Annotated in this window: 7 protein-coding genes; 2 read left to right on the plus strand and 5 right to left on the minus strand. The window is 40.3% G+C overall.

Features of this window, described 5'->3' with window-relative positions; translation table 11 throughout:
• Positions 1 to 12 precede the first annotated feature (12 nt).
• A complete protein-coding gene (locus CBW18_RS04835) occupies positions 13 to 2,274 on the minus strand; it encodes a hypothetical protein (protein ID WP_088300175.1) in 2,262 nt (753 codons plus the stop codon).
• Positions 2,275 to 2,293: 19 nt separating this feature from the next.
• Positions 2,294 to 3,796, minus strand: coding sequence for a ferritin-like protein (locus tag CBW18_RS04840; protein WP_088300177.1), 1,503 nt, complete (start codon positions 3,794 to 3,796; stop codon positions 2,294 to 2,296).
• A gap of 840 nt (positions 3,797 to 4,636) precedes the next feature.
• Here CBW18_RS04840 and CBW18_RS04850 point away from each other — a divergent pair.
• Together CBW18_RS04850 and CBW18_RS04855 are read left to right on the plus strand one after the other, a co-directional pair.
• Positions 4,637 to 5,059, plus strand: a complete 423-nt coding sequence (locus tag CBW18_RS04850; protein ID WP_088300180.1) for a hypothetical protein — start codon at positions 4,637 to 4,639, stop codon at positions 5,057 to 5,059.
• 49 nt (positions 5,060 to 5,108) lie between these two features.
• A complete protein-coding gene (locus tag CBW18_RS04855; protein WP_088300182.1) occupies positions 5,109 to 5,918 on the plus strand; it encodes a hypothetical protein in 810 nt (269 codons plus the stop codon).
• A 386-nt stretch (positions 5,919 to 6,304) separates the two neighbouring features.
• Here CBW18_RS04855 and CBW18_RS04860 read toward each other — a convergent pair whose 3' ends face one another.
• The 3 genes from CBW18_RS04860 to CBW18_RS04870 form a co-directional block, all read right to left on the minus strand.
• Positions 6,305 to 8,566 carry a mechanosensitive ion channel family protein gene (locus CBW18_RS04860; protein WP_088300380.1) on the minus strand — a complete coding sequence of 754 codons (2,262 nt, stop codon included), beginning with the start codon at positions 8,564 to 8,566 and terminating at the stop codon, positions 6,305 to 6,307.
• A gap of 349 nt (positions 8,567 to 8,915) precedes the next feature.
• Positions 8,916 to 9,551: a response regulator transcription factor gene (locus CBW18_RS04865; protein WP_088300183.1), complete on the minus strand. Its 636-nt coding sequence runs from the start codon at positions 9,549 to 9,551 to the stop codon at positions 8,916 to 8,918.
• Complete coding sequence (locus CBW18_RS04870) at positions 9,538 to 11,541, minus strand: sensor histidine kinase (RefSeq protein ID WP_088300184.1); 2,004 nt, start codon at positions 11,539 to 11,541, stop codon at positions 9,538 to 9,540. The genes CBW18_RS04865 and CBW18_RS04870 overlap by 14 nt, the downstream gene beginning before the upstream one ends.
• Between the last annotated feature and the right edge of the window lie 154 nt (positions 11,542 to 11,695).

An 11,695-nucleotide genomic window follows, 5' to 3' on the forward strand; every position in this document is an offset into this window, starting at 1 on the left:
TTTTTATAAATTCTACTTTTCCTGATCTGTTCCGGTAGCATCATTACCCTTGATGATAAAACTTAGTTCACCCTCCCAGTTTCTGAACAAGTCATCATAACTCAACAGACGTGAATCTGTCCTATTGTCGAGAATATATTCACCTGTTCTTTTCTTTGCCATCCAGTTATCGCCGGAACTAAGTCCTTTTTCGTCCGGCACTACATTTACAAAATCCGGACGGCTGGCTGCCCAATAATAGCAGGCACATTCACGATAATCGTTCTGCCATGGCGCACATAGCCCTTGGGTCATTTCGCCCGGCTTAATGATTTCTTCAGAAAAAACACTTGTGTCAGCTTCAAAAAAGTGGTTTACTTTTAGGGGCACTTTTTGGTACAATTTTTCATTATCAAGATCTTTTGCCAAAGCAACAACCTCTGTTATTGAAGGTCCAATGGTAAAATGGCATATTACTTCCTCTCCCTGTTTCTGTAATACCTGCGCCATAGAATTTGACCATTCCATAAAGGAAACTCCATTTGGATTGGCAGCAGTAATCAAAGGAATACTGTCGCCGCCCGGAAACACAGGACCAGAGGTAGCAACCATGGTTGGCTTATACCCTATCGCAACCAGGCGACAGCCTTTCAAATGCTCGAACTCTGGATCAGCGCTAACCACATAATTGTTATTTTCGATGAGCAAGATGCCTTCAAATGCACGCCGCCAAAGGTTCCTAAAATCGAATTCGAGTCCTGGAAAACAGTTGGAAATCGCTGCCCTCGGCAAGATGGAAAAAGGATTTCCCTCACCCAGATAATGTAGCTGGGCGGTAAGGTTCGAGGCCTTTAGGGCCTTATCACTTAAAGAGGATTTATCAAGTGCTCCTGCCGCCTGGCTATCCTTGAAAATTGCACCGGCAGCTGCCTGGATTACCAAATTAATCTGGCGATGCGTCAGGGTAAGCGATCGCCCATCTGCACCGCGCATAAGTGCCGGCATTTTGCGGAGCATTGGGCTGGAAAGATCGCCAATTTCATTCGGATGGCGGAGCGCATCGGCAAACCATGCAGCTGCACCTGTGCTGAGACCTCCGAACACCCGTTCATGAAGCGCGCGCAAAGCCAGATTATCTACAATTGAGGTTGCCATTATCGGTTCATAAAGACGGCCAAAATCATTGGTATTCTGTCTAACCATTGTACTGGCCGCATTCTGTATGCCTTCAAAAGAATTGCCGTTCATTACGCTGGTATTCATCAACCTAATCGTTTCCAGTGCCCTTCGTACAATTTCCTCTGCTTCTTCAATATCTACTTCGCCAGTAACCTCTGGTCCAAGCAGGATTTGTTCGAGCTCATCCGAAACTACCCTGACTGGAAGCGTATCGGGTGCAAATGCCGGAGGTCCGGCGCTGATATGTGCCCTTGCTGTAAGCTTATCATCCTTACCCTTAAGATGTACAGAAACAAAACCATCACACTCATCATCCAGATAACCCCAGCTGATTCTATCATTGTTCTCCAGGTAGTAACCTGCAAATATCTGTGCCGGATTGGTGTAGGTGGGTTCTCCAACTCCCTTTTCACAGTAACCCCACCAGCCTTTTTCTTTGTCGTAGATCACAAGATCTTCCGAATTGATGATCGGATCAGGCTGATTGAGCTTGTTTGGACTCTCATTCCTAAACCTGCTCGAACCATAAACCTTTCCCGCCCCTGGAGTAAAGCGGAAGCGAACTTCAGGAAATTCGGCCGTTGGCGAAATAAACTGTACTGATCCCAACGGCAATGTCTTTCCAGGGAGGAAGTTTTCGCTCTCGCCTAGTAAAGGCGCGACAGCATGGCTATTGAGGCCTAAAACCTTAGCATAAATCTTATCACCTTCCTTACCTGTTCTCCGGAATATCTTGATATTTCCAACCTCTACGTCCCAGCTGATGTCTTTTAGACTATAGCCAGCCATTATCAATAATGCTTCAGTTAAGGGAACAAGCCTGTCTCCATCTTCATCGGTAAGTGCAAATACTTCAAGAAAAGGCGCTACAGGATGTATCTTGCCATCTCTGGATTCTACAGAAGGTGCATCCTTAAAATTGATCTGCTTTGGCAGTTCACCGGTAATCTTTCCCGAAACAGGATCAACACTAAAAGTCTGTTTTGGTATTATATTCCTGAAGTCAAGCGGTCTTTCCGGGGACAGACCAAGATCGTAGGCGGACAGGGGAACTGCAGAGGAGCCCAAACGGCCGATGGCAATAGGGGGAAGAATGCGAAGCGCTAAAATTTTCATAACAATAAAATTTAGGTTATTATTTAGAGGTAGAAATAAGTTCTTTTATAATTGCTGAAAGTCCCTGATCGGCTTCCCTTAGCACATAAAGGTATTTGAGGTTGGTAGGTGATACAAAAGGCACCAGGCTTTCTATGATGGTTTCACTGGCATCTATCAGATCCTGATGTTCACGCCAGCGGTTTCCCTCTCCCATCGGGAGATCCAGCGTATAAGGAATGCTGAAAGGTGGCCCTGCCATCTTATCATCTATCCCGGGCGGGTTAAGTGGTGTTTGAACGAGTACATTAGAAATACTTCTTAAATTGTACATTTCTCCAAATGTGGCATTGATAATGGTAGCTCTTGGTGAGGTAGCACCGTTATTGTTAAAACCATTATCTAACAGGAAACTATGCGCAAGGTAATTCAGCAACATCCGGTAGCGAACATTAAAGAGATGGGCCCATGCTCTGGCCTCGGGATTGGTTATTGCATCCTTCTGGTAATCCGTCCCAACCTTTTTTGAAGGTTCCAGGCTACCGTCAGCCTCCCTTTCGGCAATAAATGGATTAGTGGCTACATTTCTTGATGGCTCCCATGATCCGCCTATTTCTTTTTCCAGTTCACGCAGCTCTTTGTAAACAAACAGAAACCGTTCGAAATGTGAAGGCTTACCAGCATTTTCTTCATTTGTCGGCGCCTCGCCCTGTTCGGAAATTTCAAGTAAGGCAGCGTAAGCATCATCCCTACAGGTAAGTGGGGCAACCAGCACATCCGGACCTCCTTTAGGTCCTGTTTGCGCACTGCCGCGCTGTCCTCCCGTATATCCGCGTCCCCATTCATCAAATTTAGCCTGAAAGGGATAGGTATTGGCATGAAAAAGTTCATCAGGAATCTGTTTATCATCATTGATAAGGCTGAGAATCACTGTAAAAAGCGCACCTACCCGGTGAGGATCTGTGGTATCTTTATATACTTTTTCTTTGACCTCGATAGCGATTGGATCATCACTATTGATCCATTCTTCAGGGGATTCAGCGTATACATACTTGGCAAGCGATTCTAAGGTAAGCCGTTCTAGTTTAAAGGGAAAGGGATAAAAAGGGGTATCCCAAGGGTAGTCCATCCGTCCAAAGTTTAACGGAGCACCAATAAGCTTGAGTACATTCTGTACAGAGATAAAATGCCCCATTTCTTCTTTTGCTATGCCAAGAATAATATCTTGCCAGCCTTTAACCTTTTGCTGATACTCTTCAGGGATTTTTGAACCACCGATACTGTAACCCGCATACAGGTACTGGAGCATCAGTCCATGCTCTATTTCTGCATTAATGTAGAGCAAAAAGGAAAGATAATCTTTAGCATTAAATTCATATGGGATTTCGACTTTCAGGTCTTTAGGATCCGGAGGACCGGAAGCCCCGCCGGTTTCAATAGCGTGGAAATTTTTGATTCCTTCGGCTTTCATTAAAGCCTCTGCTCTGTTGCTTTCCGCCAACTGAAAAACAGGCTTTAAAAATCGTTCAAAATTGCTTAGCATAGTATGGTTTTTAGAGGTTAAAATTTTAATATTTATTCTTTGAATGATACTATGGATGACGTATCCTCAACACGTTATAAGCGGTACGCCTATTTGTATTTTAAGAAATACATAAAATCCGGATCTACAGGCCGCCGCTGTATTACACTTACCGATCGGTTTACACTTACTGAGCCATATGAAAACTCAACTACTGGAACCGCGTATAAATATATTGAAGGTATAAAGCTTGTAAAAAGATTTTTTTATCAGTGACTGACAGTGAAATAAGATAAACCTATAGCGTCCACCACTTAAGGATGGAGTAATATGAATGGAGAGCATACGTGAGAGCGTTTTGTAAGTTAGTATCTAATGTAGTATTTATAATATAAATAAACAACTATAAAATTGTAAATAATACACAACATAAACACAATGAACAACCATCCATACCGGCTGGAAAAAAACATGGATATACCATTTGGAATTTTAAATTAATGATGAAACCTATTGTTAATTGAAAGTGATGATGATAAAAGGCGGGCTAACAGAAAAAATAACTAAAGAAAGGAATAGCGCTGCTTAAGGTCCCGCACCTGTTCATCCACAACCATTCCAGATCATATTTCTGGCTAATTAATCTTGCTTTAAAACCAAAATAGGCCCGAAGTGTTTATAGTTACAAAATTGAAAGTCTTGATGAATTATTCACCACAAAAAACCTTATGGAAATAAGTCAAATCAGGGCAATATAATCCGGAATAATTGAGATTACAGCAAACCGGATCTGAACAGATGCCTTTAAGTAGATGGGTAACTCGTAAAAACTAACTAAAGAATTTAATTACTTAAATTATAATGAAATACATTCTAATTATCGCTTCTTTTCTTATCCTCAGCTCACAGGCGCATTCACAGATAAAACCAGTTCGAAAAGGGTGGCATTCTTTCACTATTCAATGGATAAGTTTTAATAAGACCAATCCAGGTAAGGTATATATTAAGAGTATTGGCGATGAGGAATATAGTATTGAAGGGGAACAAAGGGATAAAAAAACGAATGAATATGTAACTATCAAAGGGACATTCCTGAACCAGGGACGTACCTTAAAATTCAATGGTGATATTGTTTCAAAAATCAATTCGATTAACGGTGGCCAACCTTGCACACTGAACGGGCTTTCCATTTTTAAAGCCAGTGGCTCCAGAAAATACTGGAGGTTACAACAAATGCTTAACTGTGACGGTGAAACCACAGACTATATTGACATCTTCTTTTAGATCTGATCACTTCATAAAATAAACTCCATATCATTGAATCAATAACGCTATGAAAAAAAAGCTGCCTTTTGCATTATTCATGCTCATTACCATTTCTGTATTCACAACAGCTTGCAAGAAAAAACCAGCTGATGAACCAACTTCGCCAAGCAATTGTGGTACAAAATACGAAGTGATGTTAGGGGAATCGGGACCAATTAATGAAAATGCCTCCGCGACTTACGAAAATGGTCAGCTTAAATCAATCAGCTCTGGCAGTTCAAATTTTAGCATCGAATATGCAACAGACAAAGCAGTTTTATCGGCTTCGGGTGTTCCATTTTATCAGATCGATATTGTAAATAAATTAGCCACAAGATCTACTGATCTAAAAAGTCAGACAGAAGAGCGTATGTCTTATGATGGTAACCGAAATCTCATTAAAATAGAAGCCTATCAGAATAATAGTTTAACAGACACCAAAATCCTGACATACAGCAATGGTAATCTTGCTTCCCTTACCCAAACCTATCCTGATGCGCCTGCGGTGAAAAGATTTACCACGTATAGCTATTTATCTGAAATTGCCTCAAAAGCTGACAATGATACACGTCATTTAATATTTGGTCCGCTAGACTTTTACACACCCCTGTTTCTTACCGGATCAACCTCCAGAAATCTTTTATCAGGAAGTTTATATACTTATACAGCCGAAAACTTTCGTACAGACCTGACAAAAACTTATACTTATACCAGAAATAGTAGTGGCATCATTACCAAAATTGTAGAAGATTCCCATACCGTAACAGTTAGCAATGGTGTGCAGACACAAAATGAAAGGTTAAAACGTACCATTTTCATTAACTCTACTTGTAATTAAAGGGGTTGCGAATTGGTGGCAAGCTACTGTCAATCTAGTTTTGCCTGCAGATTAAAATGATGTACGCGGATTGGAATAAGATGATGAATCATTATTCTTTAATCGTCGTTTCTGATCCGCTGGAAGAAATAGTAAGATAAGCACAGATTAATCATAACCGGCCAAGGTAGTTGCCCGCAGATTAAAATGATGTACGCGGATTGGAATAAGATGATGAATCATTATTTTTTAATTGTCGTTCTGATCTGCTGGAAGAAATAGTAAGATCACCACAGATTAATAATAATCGGCCAAGGTGGTTGCCCGCAGATTAAAATGATTTACTGTTCCATTTTAATTATTAGATGGCTCTTTATAAGCAGAGATTCCAGTGAGCAGGCAAATGATTACAAAATTTCAATTCCTTTCTCTTCAAATGCTTCAAAGACCTGTGCATTAATCATGCTTCTGGTTAAATCCGCTTTGGAAATATCTTTACACCAAAAATAGATGTTGACGTTACTGTTCAGCTTACTCACCGGACTAATCATGATGATGGGTTCTTTACTGGTAAAGACATTATTGTTTTCCACGATAATATCCCTGATCAGACTCACTACTTCAGTTGAATTAAAAGGCTTGGCAATCGAAAGGGTTAAATCCACACGCATTTGATTGTTGCTGAGTGTCCAGTTGATGATGTTATTTGATAAAATGGAACCGTTAGGGATGATAATCTCAGCCCCCTCATCGCTTAGCAAAGTACTTGCACGCACACCTATTTCCTTCACTCTCCCCTTTTTATTGCTTAACTCAACAATATCGCCTATTCGGATGGTTTTATCAAAGATGAGAATAATGCCTGAAACAAAATTACTGACGATATTTTGTAAACCTAAACCAATACCTACACCCAGGGCACCAAGAATCACTGTGATTTTATCAATAGGCAACCCGGATGCGGCTACAGCGATTAAAAAGCCCCCAATGAGCAGGACTAACCTGGTTACCAACAGTTTGGATCGCTCACCTTTATTGTCATCAAAACTGTCATCTCCCGTATCACCAAAGAAGTAAGCAATATACTTTTGTAAGAAATTCGCAATCCAGATAATACCCAGAAATAAAACAATGCCTCCAAAAGTAAAAGAGAAACTCCCTATAGTTCTTTTTTCGGTTAACACCTCCATTACTGATTCATAAAGCCCGTTAAAGACATTAAGATTAGTGGCAAAAATCACAAACCAGATGATCGTAGCACCAATACCGGTTAATTTTTTAAGTCCGGAAATAACCGGTTGCCAATCGAAATACTCGGGATATCCTTTACGGATCCTGCTGCTTTTCATCTGCAATAAAAAAGCTTCTACCAAAACTTTGGCTAAAATGGTAAGTGATATTGCATTCAGCAACGAGCTTACTCCGGTTGAATAAAATATTTGTGTAAGCGTAAAGCGGCCAAACAGGTTACAGAAAACAGCGATAATGGCAAATCCGGTATAAATAAAACCTGTTACAAGGATCATCCTGTATCTCTTAATATTTTCATCAAGCATTTTCCACACCATTATACCATAAGCCACTGAACATAAGCTTAACAAGAGGAGCATCCAGCGCTGGTATCTGGGTGGCATACCTAAAAGACGCAAAAAAACAGGCGCCAGCAGGAGTACAACAAACAAGCACCAGTAATAGAATATTCTTGAACCCAGTTTTTTTCGCAGATAAAAGGAAAGCACAATAGCCAGCAGTACCTGAACAGCTTCTATATAAAGTGCCGGCGCCCTGAGATCGAAAATGGGTGCCAGCGCAAAAAGCATAATTAGTGTAATTAAAAAAGGCTGCGGACTGATTAGTGAAAAATCATCAAGGGTTTCTAAGCGGTCATGCTGTTTTACACTCCGGAAATTAAAGAATACCCAGAAAAAGAATATGGCACAGGTAAAGAGCAAAAGGAGCCTGCTGCTTCTGGTATACACAAAATAATAACCTGATATTTCCTGCTCTCCCTGAATAAACCTTCGGAAACCCAGGCTCTTATTTGCTGACCGGTTTACTGATTCCCAAAGATACCGGCGCTCTTTACCAAAGGCTTTAATACTTACAGCATCAAGCTGACTATCTGTAATATACATTAACTCTTTGATGTTAATCAGATTCGATGAGGTTCTGGCATGAAGGTTATTGATGGATAAGGTACCTGCTTTTATTAAACTATCTGTGACGAAACGTTTCTTTTTCAATTCTGCAAACTGGTCCTTAAACAGGATACGCAGGGCAGGCAATGTAAATACTTTGACCAGTACGGTATCCTTCCTGAGATTCAGGAGTTCCGTTTTTAATGACCTTAATTCCTTTTCATATTCATCAAGATCTGCTAAACAGTCCCTGTTATTGCTTTGCAGCTCATCCAGCAAAGTCTGATCCATCTGAAGGTTCTGAAGATTTAAACTCCGGTCTGCCATAGTAAGCCTGCTCTTCAGCAAGGCCAGGGCAGCCTCATCCTGGGTTAAGTGCGCTTCCATCGGCTTTAACTTTTTAAAAGAACCTATGGTTACCGGAACTTTATTGATGGCTTCAAAAACTTTTTCCAGGTGCATGAGATAATCGCCCTTGGTTAAGGTTGCAGAATCAGAAAGAATAGAGACATCCTGATCCTTTTCTATCATTCGCCCTTTTTGAGCAAATGCATGGCTTAAACCAATGATGATGAGGAATATGATGAGGCTAGCAACCTTAAAGGAAAAAGTTTTTTTTGTTATCATTAGCATGGACATACCGCCTGCTGGCGTCAGGTCAAAAATAGCGAATTCTATTGGTTTAATAAACGATGCAATTGGCATTTGATAGAGGAAAGCCTATTGTCCTTTGGTTTACCAATATTTATTTTAACAGCCAGCTGAAGGTTTATCAAACGACATCGTGATATTATTATATTGGTTTCCCGGTAAAACAGATGGCTTCGCGATTGATCAAGCCATTTTAAATTAACTTTATGAGCTTGACAGCTTTTTAAGCCTAAAACAAGTGTTGCTGGTTGGCAGACATGATTAACTCTGCTACGTTTTTTACCTGAAACTTTTGTAAAAGGTTTTTTCGGTGGGTATCAATCGTCAGCGGACTAAGAAATAATTCCTCACCAATGGCCTGACTGGTTTTGCCCTGGGCAATGAGTTCCAGGATTTGCTTTTCGCGTTTGGTTAACCGGGGTGCGGCAAGCAATTCATTTCTGGATGGCCGGCTCAGAATTTCCGTAACTTCTTTGCTGTAACAAATGCTTCCTTTTACAGCTTCCGCAATACAAAGACGGAGTTCATCAAGCGAACTGTTTTTCAACAGGTATCCACTGGCCCCGTTCTGTATGGTTTGCACCACGATACTTCGCTCCGTTCTGTTACTTAGAATTAAGACAATAACAGATCTGTATTTTTTCTTAATCTTCAGGCAGAGATCCATTCCATTCACATCCGGAAGCGTAATATCAAGCAGGATGAGATCCACCTTTTCTGATTCGAGATACTTCATAATGGTTTCACCATCCTGAAATCCACCAATCAGTTCAATATTTGATTCATTTTTTAAAAGATTTTTCAGCCCTTCAATCACAATCGGGTGATCATCAACTATAGCCGTTTTTAATTTATTTGGTTGCATCAATATTCAGTTCTATATTTATAGTTGTACCTTCCCCTTCAGCTGAAAGAATTTCCATTTGTCCGTTAAAAAAATCCACCCTGTTTCTGATACTCTTTAAGCCCATTCCCTTACTTTTTTCTTCACGCAAATGATCAAAACCAATGCCGTTATCCTCCAGTGTAATCAAAAAAACTTTGGCGTCCTGTGTACATTGTAAAATGATACTGGAAGCTTGTGCATGTTTAATCGCGTTGGAAAGCAGCTCCTGTGCAATCCTGTAAATATGCAGCTGAATGGCAATCGGGATATTGGTTTGAATGTTAAAAGCTTCGAAGGCAATTTGCAAATTGTCACGCATGTGAAATTCACAAAGATCCTTCAAGGCTACTTCAAGTCCAAAATCAAGCAGCGTTTCGGGCACCATATTCCGGGCAATCCTTCGTAACTCACTTACAGAAGTATCCAACTGGCCAATAATTCGGTGCAGATCTTTATCCTGAGAAGCACCCGGCCGGGTATCGGTCCAGCCGGATAAGCCGATTTTTACACCTGCCAGCATTCCGCCCAAACCATCATGCAAATCTCTGGCGACACGCTCTCTTTCATGCTCTTCACCATCAAGCATAGCTTTAGTTACTTTAAGCTGTTGCTTCTGCTCCATTTCACTTAGCTGCTGACGGTAATTGATTTCTTTCTGCTCTGCCAGTTTTGATTTGTTCCGGGCAATTACGGCAACAAAAACCAATGATGCCAGCAGAAAAAGGCAACCAAGACCAAGAACCAGATTATATAGCCGGTTATTCCGGGCATTCAGCAATGCCTGTTTATTTTGCACTTCCAATGATGCTATTTTATGTTGATTCTGAACGCTCCTGTATTTGGTTTCCAGCTCATTAACCTTCACTTTTATTTGATCATTATTAATGCTATCACTCACGCTACGGTACTTGCTTAACCACTTGTAAGCTTCTTTATAATCGTTCAGCTTCGCACTGGTTTTAGCCACCTCTCCATAAATGGTAGCCTTATCAATCATACTGGCCGTTAGCGTACCTTCCTTAATAATATCCAGTAGAATTTGCCTGGCCTTTCGATATTCTTTTTGCTGCCCGAAAATATCATACTGACGGAATAAAAACTGCTGATAGAGTTGATTTTGGTGATACTTTTTAGCCAATACGATGCCTTTATTAATGCTGGACAGTGCCCGATCAAAGGCCTGAATAGTCGAAAAATAAAGTACCTCGTTATAAAAATACAGCGTATAATTTACGGATTCAGGAAATGGTTTTAAAAGTGCATTTGCCTTATTTAATAGTGTTTTAGCCTTTTCCGCATGATTTTCATAACAATAAATACTCACACCACTCAGGTAAGCAAATAACAGGCTGGTCTTATCATGTTTAGCGCTTTCAAGCAGACTGATTGCTTTCTGATTATAGAAAGTAGCCTTGGCAAATTGTGAATTGTTCATTAAGATGGTAGAAAGCCGAGTATAATATTGCGCCACCAGAGTCGAATCACCAGATTTTTCAGCATCTGGAATAGCCTTTTCGAGCGTAATTTTTGTAATAAAACTATACCCCTCCTTTTCTATATTCATGATGGCATAATTGTACCATGCGGCTGCCCGCATGACATAAGCCTTTTTAGTAGTAAAATAGGAGAGTGCATCTGCTGCCTTCCTAAATGCTACCGATGCTCTGGCTTTGTTCCAGTTAAAATAGTATTCCCCCTCATAAAAACAGGAAACGGCAATAGAATAGGGATCCTTTTTCGCGATTTTTTTCCCAGCTAATAGATAAGCTTTACTCTTCAGGGTATCTTTAAATTTCCAATAATCTACCAGCAAGAAATTAGCATTGGCTTTTGAACTATCTGCACCGGATGTCTTCAGGATATTTTGCAGACTATCCAGATAATGTTTTTCATTAATCGGAATCTGCTGCTGACAGAACACATAATGCACACTTAACAGACAAAGAATAAATAAAGATAATTTTTTCATTGATTAAAAACAGTATAAACTGGAGCTGAGCATGATACACAGGAAATAATAACTACTTAAAAGACACAAAGCTCAGGTGTAAATATCAGTCATAATTTGTAAGCAACCATAATTTCAGCCATTTGCTGCGAAAAATACCTAAAAACCAGTAGAA

Source organism: Pedobacter sp. AJM (assembly GCF_002197755.1).
Lineage (GTDB): Bacteria > Bacteroidota > Bacteroidia > Sphingobacteriales > Sphingobacteriaceae > Pedobacter.